Origin of the sequence: Clostridium sp. (assembly GCF_016650095.1) — a bacterium.
In the GTDB taxonomy this organism is placed as follows: Bacteria; Bacillota; Clostridia; order Clostridiales; family Clostridiaceae; genus Clostridium_AD.
Map to the genome: position 1 here is coordinate 1 of NZ_JAENWL010000043.1, position 14,855 is coordinate 14,855.

Sequence of the window (14,855 nt, forward strand, 5' to 3'; positions counted from 1 at the left end):
AGAAATTTCATCATCCATTCATGGTTTACATGATCAAAAAATCCACTTATATCAGCATCTACTACGTAGTTAACTTTCTTTGTCATTATATTATCACTTAAATTCTTTAGTGCATCATGACAACTTTTCTCTGGTCTGAAACCAAATGATATTGGTAGAAAGTCCTCTTCGTAAATGCTCTGCAAAATAATAACTAAAGCACCTTGTACTATTTTATCTTCTAGTATAGGTATACCAAGTGGTCTCATTTTATTACTACTTACTTTGGTGATATATAAACGTTTTACTGGTTGAGGTCTGAAAGAACCTTTCTTTAATTTGATTACTAAGTTATTCAAATTTTCATCTAGGTTTTTCTTATAACTTTCTTTAGTTTCTTTATCTATACCGGCAGAAGCCGAGCCATTCAGTCTATTGAATGATTCTTTTAAAGTATTCTTGTTCATTAAATAAGCCAATGAACAGAATTTTGCTTCTTTATTTCTGCGAGCTACTTGTGCTATGCTTACAAGTTTTGTTCTCACTGTTATTCCAGTTCTAAGTCCGGGCAGTGTTTCTCTTTTAAGCAGTTCCATATGTTACTCTCCTTCCTCCGGAATTACCCGTTATCTTCAGTACTATGAAAGTATCCGACTTCCTACTGGCATTTGCGTTCCTTACTTCTTCAGTTTGTACTGCATACTTTTCATTTGAAAAGACCGAGTAGGATCTCCCCGAGTTTCCGTATATTCTCAATGTTTAGCTAGGTAGGGCCTCTGACTACGGATGCGTTTATTTGCACTCGCTTTAACGCACAAATAAATGTTGCTTTCCACGTACATGAACGTTTCTGCCACATCATCGACCAACTTTTCGAAGCTCAATACCATTCACTGCTGGGTTACCACCCAGTCAATTCTACCTCGCTAACTTTCTGTCTACGCTTAAAATGTTACGTTACCGCAACACCTCTAAGACTCGATACAAAGCGATTTGCTAAATCTTACCTTGACAGGATTCCCACCTGCTAGAATATACGCCCTGTCGGGACGCACCATGAATGGTTGCCGTACCCCTAGTTGACCCAAAAAACATGGTGCAGTTGACGAGATAATTAATTTCGGAGATTTTTGGAACGAAGAAGGTTTCAAGCTCGAGAGGGATACTATACTTAACCTGAATAAAGAAATAAAGGGTATGTTCAACAGTTCATATCATTGCCTTCTTGGTGCAAAGGAGCTACAAGATGATATTGAGATAACTGTAGAGGAAGCGGTTGATATAGCTCGGTATAATAATCTAGTATTAAATCTTAAGTCAGAATTGACAGATAATATTACAATTTCAGGTAAGTCAAGCAAGGTCAGACATTTATTTGACAGTGCATTAACACCAGACAGCTTAGTAGATTATATAGAAACAATAGTACCTGATAATTTCAAATGTTACTTGTTCGAAGGTATTAATACAAAGAATATAAGTGATATATTAAATATTTTAGCAAATGAATACCTGCTAAAGGGGTGGGACGTAGAGCTGTACCACCAACCACTAAATCCAGAAAGAATTCAGACAGTGCTTGTTGAGAAACTATGCATAGCCTTTACAGTAAACGGCAAAATGAAAGGAACGGCTTGTAGGATAGTAGATATGGGTCAATTGATAATTGGAGATAAACTTAAGGCTAAGGAAGACTCGATAAGCAAAGATATGGAAATGAAGGAGATTTTACTTAGTGAAACCTTTAAAAGAATCAATATAGCTAAGACAAAGCATGATGATATGGAAAAGAGTTATATTCCACAGATGGACTTTGTAGCGGTCACTGAGTTTAGGAAAAAGATTATAGAAAGAATAAAGAAGTATATTTAGTGAGTGAACTTAACACTAAATGAGCAAAAGATTCTTATAGAATTTCTTGCTCATTTAGATGAGAGGGACACTTGTAATACGAAACCTAAAAAATTACTGCAAGATAGAGAAGAAATAGATAAAATCAAAGGGTTCAAAGGTTTTATGTAAATATTTTAGTGTGTTTTTTATTTCCTTGAATGATAAATTTGAGGGAATTTTTGTTGGGTGGGGGAAACAATTGGGAGCCTGCAAAAAGTTTTGTGTAAACTAGAATAAATTCTAAGCTGTTCAAAAATAGTAAAAACACAATGCCTGTGAATACAGTTAACCATTTTAAGAGACATAGAATTAGCTCTATCAGAGGCATATTTAGTACCACAAGTATTGCAAAATCTGCTTTTGTATCTAAAAGGAACAATTTTAAATTTGCCGCAATGTTCACAGCCATATATTTCAAAACCCTTGCTCCTGTCATCGCAAGAAAGCATTTTATGTCAAGCATTTTTGAAAATATACAAGAATCCTTCCATTTATATTAGCGTAGCTAGTGAATGCGAATACAGTTCTTTTGAGCAATTTGATTTCATTATTTATGACTTTTATTGGCCAGTTTCTCAATCTATTATCAAATATATTTTGGGTTCACTTAATAAACCTTTGAAGGTTATCTTTTTCAAAGATCTAAAATAAGTGGATTTTTAGTGTTCCTATGCTACGTTATTGTTTCGGTGAGCCTGTTTCTTTAGATATTGCTCAAATGAATCTTGTTTCCAAGGATGACTCATTGGTGGTATGTAGCGTTTTCTAGGTTGGGCATTGGAAACAGCTAAATCAAAGTTCTTAGAGGAAAGTTTATGCCTAGGTAATAAATCTAATGCATAAACCTTTTTATCCATACACAAGAAAATCTCGCTATTAAATGATTGAATTACCGTTCCAACTGTTCCTTTGCGATAATGTACAGGATATCCATTGCAATCAACAGGTAGATAGTAATTCTTTTTAAATTTGATACAGCTTCCGTTATCTACCTTCCTACTGGTCAATACGGCAAGAGTTAAGTTGATTTTTTCAATATCTGGTTGCTTTTCAAAGACAGATTTGATATTATCAACAGGTAATATAAACTGAGCATTGAATTCTTTTATGTAGGAGTTTAAGAATTCGTTTGCTTGCTCAATTGTATTTATGCTAGCTAGTCGCATTTCCAATGGGGGGCGTGATTGTAACGTCTGAAACATTCTCTCTATGCGTCCCTTGGCTTGCGGAACACTACTGGTTTTAATTTCTATCCCCAACTGTTTGCATGCGTAGCTAAACTGTGTAAACGTGTCCTCTTCAACCGAAGGGGATTTTTTTTGTTTGTATTCAAATACAGTACGTCTATCAGTGAATAACATGTAGGGAATACCATAGTTAGTAAGTACTTGGTATAGTACATGATAGTACCCTTTTAAAGTTTCTTATGAATCGAAATAAGCACCTACAATAGCACCAGTAGCATCATCTACTGCGATATGCAGCTGACTTTTCCTATTGCCGAACCAAAGATGTACCGAAGCATCCATTTGAAGCATTTCGCCTGTATAAGCACATCTTGGGCGTCTAGGATGTGCATCCTCGGCAGCAATTATGGAACTTTGGATTTTTGCAATTTCTTTTAAAGAATTAGTTGATTTTTGTAGTTCTTTTAATTCAGCCTTGATCCTTTTTCTTGTAGCACACTTAGCCTTAGGAGACAGGATGAAATCCTGCATAAGGATAGAATGAATGGTGCTAGTAGAAACCGTTATATTTTCGTGTTTTTTTAGTAATTCAGAGAAGTGAGTAATATTAGCGTCACAATATTTAGTACAGTATAAATCTAAGATTAACTGCTTTGTATTAGCATCAAGAGTATGTGCGAGCTTTCGCCCTCGATTACCATGAATAAAGAATTCCTTTCCACTTTCTTTATACCCCTTAATCATTCTGTTAATATGCCTAACTGAACAATTGAGAGCAATAGCTGCTCGCTTTTTATTGCCAGCTGTTTCTATTAATTTTTTTATAGTAGAGTACTTGTCCATTTCTTCCATAGTTAAATTCACCTTTCTTATTATCAGCACCTCATTTCTAGTCATGAGGTTTATTATACAATGTTTTCATATTTGGGACATAATCAAATGTGGTATAGTAAGACATTATCATAAACGGATCATACTCCTGTCATCGCAAGAAAGCATTTTATTGACTTCTTCAAAAACAACATTGCGAATATTTGGTGATGTAGATAAAAAAGAATCTCAATTATCTTTGGAAATTTGTTTAATAGAATATTTGCTCATAAAAAGATAATACAGTCCATTATATTCAAGCAATTTCATTTAGCATTATCGTGCTATTTGTGTCTAATAGATAAAAAAAAAAATAATATTTAGTTGAAAGGGACATTGTTACCAACGTTGATTTTAGGATAAAATTGAAAATATAGAATAATGAAAAATATAGGAGGAAATTTATATGTATACTTATGAGTTTGAATTAACGAATGCTTGTTTGAAAATGTTGAGGGATATGTTTAATCTTCAACCTGGGCAGACAGTTGCTATCACATGTGACACTGAATCTAGCATGGAGGTAGTTAATGCTACCGCACAGGCTGCTTATATTTTGGGAGCTAAACCATTGATACTCAAAAATGCTGCTTTTAGTGGCTGCGGAAAAGCAGGCGATAAGGATGCTCCTATTGAGTCTTTAGTTGGCGCAATAAAAAATGCTGATTTTTGGATTGAATATAATAATCAATGGATTTTCTACTCTACTACTTATGATAGAATAATTGAAAATCCAAATCATCGCCCAGGTTATTTAAACCTTTGCGGTGCTACTCCAGAATTAATGATTAGAAATATTGGCAAGGTAGACAACGTATTGCTAAATAAATTTATTGTCAAGGCGGAAGAAATCAGCAAAAATGGCAAACATTTTAGAGTAACTACTCCTGCAGGTACAGATGTGGAGTTTGATAATGCACCTAATAGAGAATATTCTACAGCAGATGGTTTTGTAAGAAAAGGCGAAATAAAAATGATGTCAGGACAAATATCTTGGGCACCTGAATTTGATTCTATAAATGGTGTTATTGTAGTTGATGGTACCATCACACCTCCTTTAGGAAGAGTATCAAATCCAATCAAATTCACTATTGATAAAGGATATATAGTAAAAATAGAAGGTGAAGGTTCTGATGCAACAGAATATGCTGCTTGGCTTAAGAGTTTTAGTGACCCACAGATGTATCTTTGTGCGCATATTTCCTATGGCTTTGGTCCAGGTGCAAAGTTATCTGGTGATATTGTCGAAGATGAACGCGTTTGGGGTTCCACTGAATGGGGCTTTGGAAATGTTGGTCCGCAATTAGTTTCCGATATCCCTGGGGGCATACCAGCTTCATCTCATTCAGATGGTATTTGCCTCAACTCTTCAGTATGGATTGATGGTAAGCAATTTTTGGACAAAGGAGTAGTAGTTGGTCCAACAGATGAAATAGTAGCTTTAGCTAGAAATCTTGGTAAGTAATTACATGTCGGAATTTATTATTGAATAACATGGGGCTGTTGCATAGTAATTTATTTAATCGCTAATTCAACAGTACAATTAGCTGCAAAAATAGCTTTAGCAAGAGGTGTTGTTAAATCTGGAAACGCTAATATGCTTATGAAACCATTAATTGAAGTATTATCAGGTACAGACGTATGAGTTGAATATTGCAATGAATTGATTTTTTATTGTAAATAATTAGGAGCAATAATAATTACATAAGAGTCTGTTTAAATTATATATTTTGATAATAATATTATGTACTATGTATAGATGAAAATTTGTGTGTAAATAAAACAAAATTAAATTTTAAATTTATATGAAATAAACAATGGTTGAATTTGAAATTAACATAGATGGCACCTCAAATCATCCATGTGGAAAGCTTGTAGGTCCAACAGATAAAATTGTGAATTAACAAGGGAATTTGGGGAAATAATAGCGATATATCCATGTAATGTAAACGTTAACTTACCAACTAGTTCAAATATTATATTTACATTATATTGTTTATATAAATTAAAAATAAATGGAGGTATTAAAATGCTTGAATATGAATTAGTTAATGCGTGTCTAAAATTACTGAGGGATATGTTCAAACTTCAGCCAGGTGAAAGTATTGCTATAACATGTGATACTGAATCTAGTATGGAAGCAGTAGAAGCAACTGCCCAAGCAGCAGTTATTCTTGGAGCAAAACCATTTGTTGTAAAAATAGCTGCTCCAGCCGGAGGAAAAGCCGGTGACAATGATATGCCTATGGAGGCGCTTATACAAGGAATTAAAGCATGTGACGCATGGATAGAATTTAATACAAAACTTATTTTCTATTCAACAGTATATGACAAAATTGTTGAAGACCCTAACAATAGGCCACGCTATATGAACCAAAATGGAGTTGGTCCGGAAATGTTAGTCAGAAACATAGGCAAGGTAGACAATATACTTTTAAACAAGTTTATAATGGCTATGACTGATTGCACTAAGAAAGCAAAACATATGCGTGTTACATCAGAAAAAGGCATGGATATAGAATTTGATAATGAGCCAGGACGTGAGTTTTTAGCTGCCGATGGTTTTGTTGGAAAGAACGAAATTAAAATGTTCCCAGGTCAAATTGCTTGGGCTCCAAACTTTGAAAGCATCAATGGAAGCATTGTTGTAGATGGTACACTTTCCCCACCATTAGGTGCTGTAAAGAGCCCTGTAAAGTTTATTATTGAAAAAGGTGCAATTGTAAAAATAGAAGGCAGTACAGATGCTACTGAATTTGAAGCATGGTTGAAGGCGTTTAACGATCCTCAAATGTTTAAGGTTGCACATCTTGCTTATGGTTTTGGCCCAAATGCAAAGTTGACGGGCGATATTGTTGAAGACGAACGTGTTTGGGGTTGTACAGAATGGGGCTTTGGTAATGTAGGTGGTATACTGGTTTCAGATATTCCTGGAGAAGCAGGAATTCCGGGTGCAAGCCACTCAGACGGTATCTGTTTGAATTGTAGTGTTTGGCTTGATGGTGTACAGATTATGGACAAAGGTGTTGTTGTAGGTCCTAATCCGGAAATTGTTGCTCTTGCAAGACAACTTGGAAAATAAATGATATTATATAATGCAAATGTTAAACATAATCATTAGTTCTAATGTTTGCATTATATAGGTTTAAATGGGAGATGTGGTTAATATGAATGTTGAGCAAATAATGGGTGACATAGAGAATAGAAGAGATCAGATGGTTGAAGATTTAGTTCAAATGAGTTTAATACCTTCAGTAAACCCAAAATCAAATGGAACTGGAGAATACGAACGCATGATGTGGTTAACAAAGATATTGGACGATTATTCTGTTCATTATAAAATTTATGAAGCTGAAGATGTTAGTGTAAAAGAAAAAAAGCGGTTGAATATTGTGGTAAAGATTGAAGGTACAGATAAAAGTGAAAAAACATTATGGTTTATTTCACATTTAGATACAGTGCCAGCTGGTGATTTGGACCAATGGAATTCTGACCCATTCATACCGTTAGTTAAAGATGGCAAAGTATATGGCAGAGGAGTAGAAGATAACGGGCAAGCCGTGATTTGCACTCTGCACACATGTTTGATAATGTTTGAGAATAATATCAAAGCAAAATGCAATGTAGGCTTTATATTTGCTAGTGATGAAGAGACGGGCAGTGATTATGGGTTAAAAATATTAGTTAACGAAGGCGTATTCCATCTAGGAGATGAAGCAATTGTTCCTGATGCAGGAAGTAAAGATGGATCTTTTGTGGAAATTGCTGAAAAATCTATGGCCTGGGTCAAGTTTACTGTAACTGGAAAGCAAGCTCATGCGTCAATGCCGCATCTTGGAATTAATGCAAGCTCAGTTTCTTGCCATTTTGCCGTAGAATTGGAAGAGGCATTAAGAGATAAATATTCTTATAGTGATAAAGTGTTTGATCCATCTTATTCTACTTTTGAAATAACGCAAAAATATGCAAATGTAGATAGTCCTAACATATTACCTGGAAAAGATGAATTTGTTATTGACATGCGTATATTACCAATATACAAAGTGAATGAAGTAGTATGTGACATCAATGAATTAATTGCAAAATACGAAAGTAAATATAAAGTGAAAATTAATTATCAATTTCTTAATAGAGTGGATGCTTCAGAACCTACTTCTGTTAATTCCCCAATAGTAATTAATTTGGTTAAATCAATTACTGAAAAGGGAATAACTCCTAAAGTTGGTGGGATTGGTGGAGGAACATGCGCATCAATTATAAGAGAAATAGGTTTGCCAGCAGTAGTTTGGTCGACTCTCGATGAATTAGCTCATCAGCCTAATGAATACGTTGTTATTGATAACTTGATTACTGATACTCAAGTGTTTGTTTCTACTGTTTTAAAATATTTATAATTTGTTTTTATGGGGTTATATTATGAAATGCGTTATAAATTTTAAATTAAGTATAATACAGATTTTCTGAATTGCCTGTGTTGATCATATTATTATAGATTTTAAGTAAATTATTTTTTAAAAAAACTGAGAAAAGAGGAGAATTTATATGATAAAATCTAAATACTTAAAAGGGCTATTTACATTATTAATTATTTGTATGGTTTTTGTTGGTTGTGCACCAGGCGACACGATAACTACAGGTAAATCTCCAAAAGAAAAAATAATCCGCATGAGTGTATCAGGTACTCCAAGAGTAGACCCTGCAACAATGAATACTTCTTCAGATTATATAGCAAGTGTAAATTTATATGATACACTTGTATATCCAGCTGCTGATGGTACTATGAAACCAGATTTAGCTGAAAGTTGGAAATATGATAAAGCAAACTTGACTTATACATTTAAACTAAGACAAGATGTAAAGTTTCATAATGGAGCAAAATTAACCGCTAATGATGTAGTATTTTCTATGAATAGAAATTTAACTATTGGTGAAGGAAGTGCATATCTATTTGACGGTATAGTAAAAAAGACGGTTGCTGTAGATGATTATACAGTAAAAATTATTCTTGAAAAACCGTTTGGTCCATTTGTTAGTACCCTTCCTAACTTTGGTATTTTATGTAAAGATGAAGTAATGAAACACATTGATAAGGCCGGATCGTATGGTAAAAACGGAGATTATGGAAAAACATGGTTATTAAATCATGATGCAGGCAGCGGTAAATATGTTCTTGAGGAAGTGAAACAACAAGAGTATATGTTAGCTACTCGTTTTAAAGGATATTGGGGTGGATGGGATAATAAAGATGCTCCAGATACAATTAAGCTTATTGATAATACAGAAGCTTCAACCGTACGTACTCTGATAGGTAATAAAGAATTAGAAATTGCTGATGAGTGGCAGTCAAAAGAGAATGTGACAGCTATGTCAAAGCTTCCTGGAGTAACAATTGGTGAAATTTCTATAGGTATGGTGCAAAACATGATGTATAATAATAAAAAAGCACCAACTGACGATGTAAACTTCCGTAGAGCATTGAACTGTTTATATGACTATAAAATGATAGCGAAAAATATATTTGTAGATTCACCACAAGCTAAGGGTCCAGTTTCAGCAAATACTCCCGGAAGTGACTTGAGCCTTACTCCGTTTACTTATGATATTGTAAAGGCAAAGGAATATTTGAAAAAATCTAAATATGCGAATGAATTAGATAAATATCCTGTTGAATTCCTCATAAATACAGATGTGGCTGACCAATCAAAAATATCTCTTGCGCTTCAGGCTGCAGCTCAACAAGTTGGTATAACAGTAAATATTACTAAAGCACCATGGATTTCACTTCAGCAACAAGTTGCGAGTGTTGACACTACACCGAATATTGTTTGTATGTCTGTTCAGCCTCATTTTTTGGAGGCGGGTTCAATGTTGCAAAGTCGTTATGATTCGAAATCAGTTGGAACTTATGAGCAAACAGAATGGTTAAAAAATGATGAAATTGATTCAATGATAAAAGATGCATTAGCTACTGACGATAATGATGAAAGATATAAAAAATACTTTGCAGTGCAAGAAAAAATAGTAAATGAGATAGTTCCAAGTGGTTGGCTAGTCGATCTTGTATCTAGATATGCTTATCATAGTGATTATGTATATTGGCCTGTTGTGGAATTAGCAAAAGGTGGTGAAATACCACTTTTACCAGTTGGATACGCATTTGATTTCAGCAAATTTAAAGTATATCCTGACAAAAAATAATGACTTAGATAAAAATAAATAATAGTAAATATCTGTATTTTAACCATTTTCTAATAATGTTTGCATTACTAGTATTGCAAACATTATTAGAAAATGGTCATTATCAATATATTATGATAAAAATACAAATACAGTGAGATTTATTAGATATTAATTTAGAAGAAATTTAATTATACTTGATTTTATATATATAAAGCGAATTTTTATTGATTTCAAAATGTTAAGGTAATTCACAGGAGGGTTGGTACATGTTACGCTATTTGATAAAAAGATTGTTTCAAGGGATATTCGTTATTGTAGGTATATCAATTTTTATCTTTATATTATCTCGAGTAGTTCCTGGAGATCCGGCTCGTATGGCTTTGGGTCCGAGTGCTACAGAAAAGTCAGTACAACAATTAAGAAAAGAAATGTATTTGGATAAATCGTTACCAGAACAGTATAAAAATTGGGCAATAGGAGCATTACATGGTGATTTTGGGAAATCCGTTAATACAAAGAGACCTGTAGTTGAGGATGTAAAAGAATTTCTACCAGCTACTATTGAATTGGTTTTGTGCTCTGGATTTTTACTTGTTGTAGTATCCGTAATATTGGGTTTGCTTGCTGCTAGATATAAAGATACGTGGGTTGATGGTACTATCCGATTTATAGCATATATAGGAATAGCAATTCCAGCTTTTGTATTGGCAATTATACTATTGCTGGTATTTGGACTAAAGTGGCAGCTTATTCCTGTGCTTGGAAGATTAAGTCCTGAAATCATTTCACCTCCTAATGTGACTGGATTAATGCTTATTGATAGTTTAATAGCTGGTAATTTTGCAGCTTTTGTCAATGCTTTTCAACATTTATTATTGCCATCAATTGCATTATCACTTGGTGGATTAATGCAGGAAGCAAGACTTCTTCGGGCATCACTGTCAGAAAACACGGGCAAAGAATATATTTCTTCAGCGAAGGGATATGGAATTCCTTTTAATGTTATTATGAGAAAGTATCTTTTAAAGCCTTCTTTTATACCCGTTGTTTCTGTTATGGGATTAGATATCGCCGCGCTCATGGGAAATGCATTTCTTGTAGAAAAAATATTTAATTGGCCAGGTCTTTCGAGATATGGACTAAATGCAATGTTAACAAAAGATTTAAATGCAATTTCAGTGGTTATTTTGATAATTGGTCTTTTGTTTTTGGTTATAAATATTATTGTCGACCTTATTATAGCAGCATTAGATCCTCGCATTAGAGTAGGAGGTAAGTAAGATGAAAGAAGAATTAAAAAATATTTCAAATGCTACAAAAAATTCTTTTTTAAAGGCTTCAACAAGGGAAAATTTACGTATATATTGGTATAAATTTTCTAGAAATAAACTTTCTATTCTAGGGATTGTAATAGTTATACTAACAATTTTAATAGCAATTTTTGCACCTTTAATTATACCATATCCAGATCATGTAAAGGCATTTGTTGATTATGCAAATGCAAGTCAACCTCCAAGTTCAACGTACTTATTTGGTACAGATATTTTTGGACGTGATATATTTTCAAGGACTATCTTTTCGTTTAGGAGCGCTCTTTTGATGTCAATTGTAGTGTTAGCAATATCGGTACCCGTTGGAACTTGTTTAGGTTTATTAGCAGGTTATTATAATGGTACTTGGTTTGAATCTGTAATTATGAGGTTAACAGATATATTTTTAGCTGTTCCACCATTAATACTTGCTTTAGCAATTGCTTCAGTATTAAAGCCAAACTTAACAAGTTCTATGATAGCTGTTACTGTTATGTGGTGGCCATGGTATACAAGATTAGTTGCTGGTATGGCAAAATCGTATTCAAAAGAATATTTTGTTAAAAATGCTGAATTAATAGGTGCTTCAAGGGCGCATATATTATTTCGTGAAATTTTACCAAATTGTATGTCTCCTATATTAACTAAAATGGCTTTAGATGTAGGCTGGGTTATTTTGTTGGGAGCAACATTAAGTTATTGCGGTCTAGGCGTCCGACCTCCTTCCCCTGCATTTGGACAGATGATTTCAGATGGTTCAAAATATATCCCTGATTTATGGTGGATGACTATTTACCCTTCACTTGCAATTGCGTTCATAATTTTAGGATTCAACTTGCTTGGAGATGGCATTTCTGATATGTTTAATAAAGGGAGACAATAATTATGGATAATGTATTATTAGATATAAAAAATTTAGAGGTATGGTATAAGACATACAGAGGATATGCAGAAGTTGTTAATGGAATTGATTTTCATGTTAATAAAGGTGAAAAAGTAGCATTGGTAGGTGAATCAGGATGTGGAAAAACCACAACAATGAAAACAGTTCTGCGAGTAATTGATAAGAGTATTTTTCATATACCTAGAGGAGAAATACTCTTTAGAAATAAAGATATCTTGAAAATGGGAGAAGGTGAATTACAAAAGATAAGAAGAAATGATATTTCTATGATTTCGCAATCACCTGCTGCTGCATTAAATCCTGTGTTTAAAATAGGTCAACAAATTATAGATATAATAAAATACTCAGACCATGCAAGAAAACTTAGTAAAGATGAGATGAGGGATTTGGCCAAAAGCGCGATTAAAAGTGTAATGATTTCAGATCAAGATAGAATCCTTAATTCATATCCACATCAATTAAGTGGAGGTATGAAGCAACGAATATGCATAGCTATGGCATTAGTAGAGCCAAGAGCATTATTAATTGCTGATGAACCAGGAACAGCTTTGGATGTTACTATACAGGACCAGATACACAGGCTCTTAAGTGCTTTAGTAGCAGAAAGGGGAATGTCACTTGTTATGATTACACATTCCCTTGGGGTAGCTCGAGAGCTAGTAGATAGAATATATGTTATGTATGCAGGTAATATTGCAGAAGTTGCTACCACAAAAGAACTATTCAAAAATCCGTTGCATCCATATACGGTTGGACTAATGAGTTGCGCACCAAGGTTATCGGGTGGTGGAATAGCTGAAGGAATATATGGATATGTTCCAAGCTATATAAATCCTGCGCCTGGATGCAGGTTCCGCACACGTTGCCCAAATGCAATAGAAATTTGCAGTAAAAAAAGGCCACCTTTAGTTGAAGTTAATGAAAACCATAAGATTGCATGTTTCAATTTCATTAAAACTTAGTACTTAATTTACTATAATTTTTAAGAAGGGAGTAGTTTATCAGAGAATTTTGATATAAGATGCTGATAAATGCAAAATATGAGTGAGGAAATATTAGTTTTAAAAAATTTAAAAACATATTTTTTAGTGGATAAGCATAAAAAAACCTATGTAAGAGCAGTTGATGATGTTAGTTTTTCTATTAATAAAGGTGAAATTGTTGGACTAGTAGGTGAGTCAGGGTCAGGAAAGAGCACAATAGCATATACAATTATGGGTATGAACAATCCATCTGGTGGTGAAATAATATTTGATGGTGAGAACATAATTGCGCAAAACAATAATAAACGTACGTTTGATTTTAAGAAAAAGGCACAGATAGTATTTCAAGATCCAGGCTCCTCATTAAATCCATATCAGGATGTAAAACAAATACTGAGTTTACCTTTAAAAGTTCATAAAGTTGTAAGCAAAAATAAAATAGATGATAAAATTAGTGAAATATTAGGTATGGTTGGTTTATCAAGCGATTTTATGTATAAATCACCTACTTCAATAGGTGGAGGAGAAAAACAATTAGTTTCTATTGCGAGAGCATTATGTAGCAGCCCAAAATTTATTTTATTAGATGAACCAACTTCTTCATTAGATGTTTCAATACAAGCCAAAATAATAAATATGCTTTTGAAACTTCATAAAGAGCAAGGTCTAACATATTTATTCATAACTCATGACTTAAGCCTTGTAAGAAACATTTCTACAAAGGTTGTTATTATGTACTTAGGGAAAATCTGTGAAATTGCTCAAACTGAAGAATTTTACAGAGCGCCATTGCATCCTTATACGCAAATGCTTCTGTCTTCTATTCCTGTAATTTCAGATGAAGAAGAAGAATTAAAGCCAAAGAAGGTGGTATCAAAAGGGGAAATACCATCTCCTGTAAATATACCAAAGGGTTGTAGTTTTAATACTCGCTGTAACCAAGCAATGGATATTTGCTTTACAGAAGATCCTATTATGCATCAAATTTCAGATTCTCACCAAGTACGATGTCATCTATTTAAATAATGAAATTTCATAAGTGAATGATAATACTGATTTGAAAATAGCCCCAAGAAATATACTCTTTGGCTTTCGCTTCCCCTCCTAATCAAGCTAACCAATCTAAATAAGAGGTATATTTTTGGGGCAATATTTTCATATAATTCTATTAGAAATGATATAATATTTAAGATTATCAAATAATAATGGAGTGATTAGGGTGTATGAATACGAATTAGAAGGTGTTGTTTATTATTATTATTAATAAATATTTTTAAAATTGAAAAAGGTAAATTGTGAGTAATAATATATGACACTTAATCAAGTGACGAGGTTGTTGAAGCAACAGCACAAGCTGATTTTATTCTTAAAATTAAGCTAGTAGTTAAATAAATCATCAATCATGTTTTAAAGGGTAAGTTGTATAATGAAATGACCGAAGAGTAACAAAAAAATAAAGACTCAAGAGAAATACTCTTGTATAATGTTAAGTGACTAAACCAACATATACGGGAGGATTTCACATGAGTCAATTAAATTTTATCACACA

At 33.4% G+C, this 14,855-nt stretch carries 15 protein-coding genes; 10 read left to right on the forward strand and 5 right to left on the reverse strand.

Annotated elements, in window-relative coordinates; genetic code table 11:
• On the reverse strand, nt 1-575 hold a 575-nt coding region (locus tag JJE11_RS04475), incomplete at its 3' end, for a reverse transcriptase domain-containing protein (protein ID WP_291633050.1).
• A 601-nt stretch (nt 576-1,176) separates the two neighbouring features.
• Between JJE11_RS04475 and JJE11_RS04480 the strand changes: the two genes are divergently transcribed.
• Both JJE11_RS04480 and JJE11_RS04485 read left to right on the forward strand, forming a co-directional pair.
• Nucleotides 1,177-1,851 carry a hypothetical protein gene (locus tag JJE11_RS04480; protein WP_291633051.1) on the forward strand — a complete coding sequence of 225 codons (675 nt, stop codon included), beginning with the start codon at nt 1,177-1,179 and terminating at the stop codon, nt 1,849-1,851.
• Nucleotides 1,852-1,854: 3 nt separating this feature from the next.
• Nucleotides 1,855-2,001: a hypothetical protein gene (locus tag JJE11_RS04485; protein ID WP_291633053.1), complete on the forward strand. Its 147-nt coding sequence runs from the start codon at nt 1,855-1,857 to the stop codon at nt 1,999-2,001.
• Between the two features lie 17 nt (nt 2,002-2,018).
• On the opposite strand, the gene JJE11_RS04490 is transcribed toward JJE11_RS04485, so the two are convergent.
• The 3 genes from JJE11_RS04490 to JJE11_RS04500 form a co-directional block, all read right to left on the reverse strand.
• Nucleotides 2,019-2,321, reverse strand: a complete 303-nt coding sequence (locus JJE11_RS04490) for a transposase zinc-binding domain-containing protein (RefSeq protein WP_291633055.1) — start codon at nt 2,319-2,321, stop codon at nt 2,019-2,021.
• A gap of 219 nt (nt 2,322-2,540) precedes the next feature.
• On the reverse strand, nt 2,541-3,038 hold the full coding sequence (locus JJE11_RS04495; protein WP_291633057.1) for a hypothetical protein: 498 nt from the start codon (nt 3,036-3,038) through the stop codon (nt 2,541-2,543).
• A 258-nt stretch (nt 3,039-3,296) separates the two neighbouring features.
• Nucleotides 3,297-3,911 carry a hypothetical protein gene (locus JJE11_RS04500; RefSeq protein ID WP_291633059.1) on the reverse strand — a complete coding sequence of 205 codons (615 nt, stop codon included), beginning with the start codon at nt 3,909-3,911 and terminating at the stop codon, nt 3,297-3,299.
• Between the two features lie 424 nt (nt 3,912-4,335).
• Here JJE11_RS04500 and JJE11_RS04505 point away from each other — a divergent pair, with 424 nt between their 5' ends.
• Nucleotides 4,336-5,394: an aminopeptidase gene (locus tag JJE11_RS04505; protein ID WP_291633061.1), complete on the forward strand. Its 1,059-nt coding sequence runs from the start codon at nt 4,336-4,338 to the stop codon at nt 5,392-5,394.
• A gap of 50 nt (nt 5,395-5,444) precedes the next feature.
• Here the strand turns inward: JJE11_RS04505 and JJE11_RS04510 are convergent, their stop codons facing one another.
• Complete coding sequence (locus JJE11_RS04510) at nt 5,445-5,588, reverse strand: hypothetical protein (protein WP_291633063.1); 144 nt, start codon at nt 5,586-5,588, stop codon at nt 5,445-5,447.
• A gap of 370 nt (nt 5,589-5,958) precedes the next feature.
• Between JJE11_RS04510 and JJE11_RS04515 the strand changes: the two genes are divergently transcribed.
• The 7 genes from JJE11_RS04515 to JJE11_RS04545 all read left to right on the forward strand — a co-directional run bounded on the left by JJE11_RS04515 (nt 5,959) and on the right by JJE11_RS04545 (nt 14,332).
• Entirely contained in the window at nt 5,959-7,011 is a 1,053-nt protein-coding gene (locus tag JJE11_RS04515) for an aminopeptidase (protein ID WP_291633065.1), read from the forward strand.
• Between the two features lie 85 nt (nt 7,012-7,096).
• Nucleotides 7,097-8,323: a M20 family metallo-hydrolase gene (locus tag JJE11_RS04520; protein WP_291633067.1), complete on the forward strand. Its 1,227-nt coding sequence runs from the start codon at nt 7,097-7,099 to the stop codon at nt 8,321-8,323.
• A 148-nt stretch (nt 8,324-8,471) separates the two neighbouring features.
• On the forward strand, nt 8,472-10,127 hold the full coding sequence (locus JJE11_RS04525; RefSeq protein ID WP_291633069.1) for an ABC transporter substrate-binding protein: 1,656 nt from the start codon (nt 8,472-8,474) through the stop codon (nt 10,125-10,127).
• A gap of 248 nt (nt 10,128-10,375) precedes the next feature.
• Nucleotides 10,376-11,389: an ABC transporter permease gene (locus JJE11_RS04530; RefSeq protein WP_291633071.1), complete on the forward strand. Its 1,014-nt coding sequence runs from the start codon at nt 10,376-10,378 to the stop codon at nt 11,387-11,389.
• A 1-nt stretch (nt 11,390) separates the two neighbouring features.
• Nucleotides 11,391-12,302, forward strand: coding sequence for an ABC transporter permease (locus JJE11_RS04535; RefSeq protein WP_291633073.1), 912 nt, complete (start codon nt 11,391-11,393; stop codon nt 12,300-12,302).
• Between the two features lie 2 nt (nt 12,303-12,304).
• Nucleotides 12,305-13,285 (forward strand): ABC transporter ATP-binding protein, encoded by a 981-nt coding sequence (locus tag JJE11_RS04540; RefSeq protein WP_291633075.1) that lies wholly within the window; start codon nt 12,305-12,307, stop codon nt 13,283-13,285.
• Between the two features lie 69 nt (nt 13,286-13,354).
• Nucleotides 13,355-14,332, forward strand: a complete 978-nt coding sequence (locus JJE11_RS04545) for an ABC transporter ATP-binding protein (protein WP_291633077.1) — start codon at nt 13,355-13,357, stop codon at nt 14,330-14,332.
• Nucleotides 14,333-14,855: the final 523 nt, after the last annotated feature.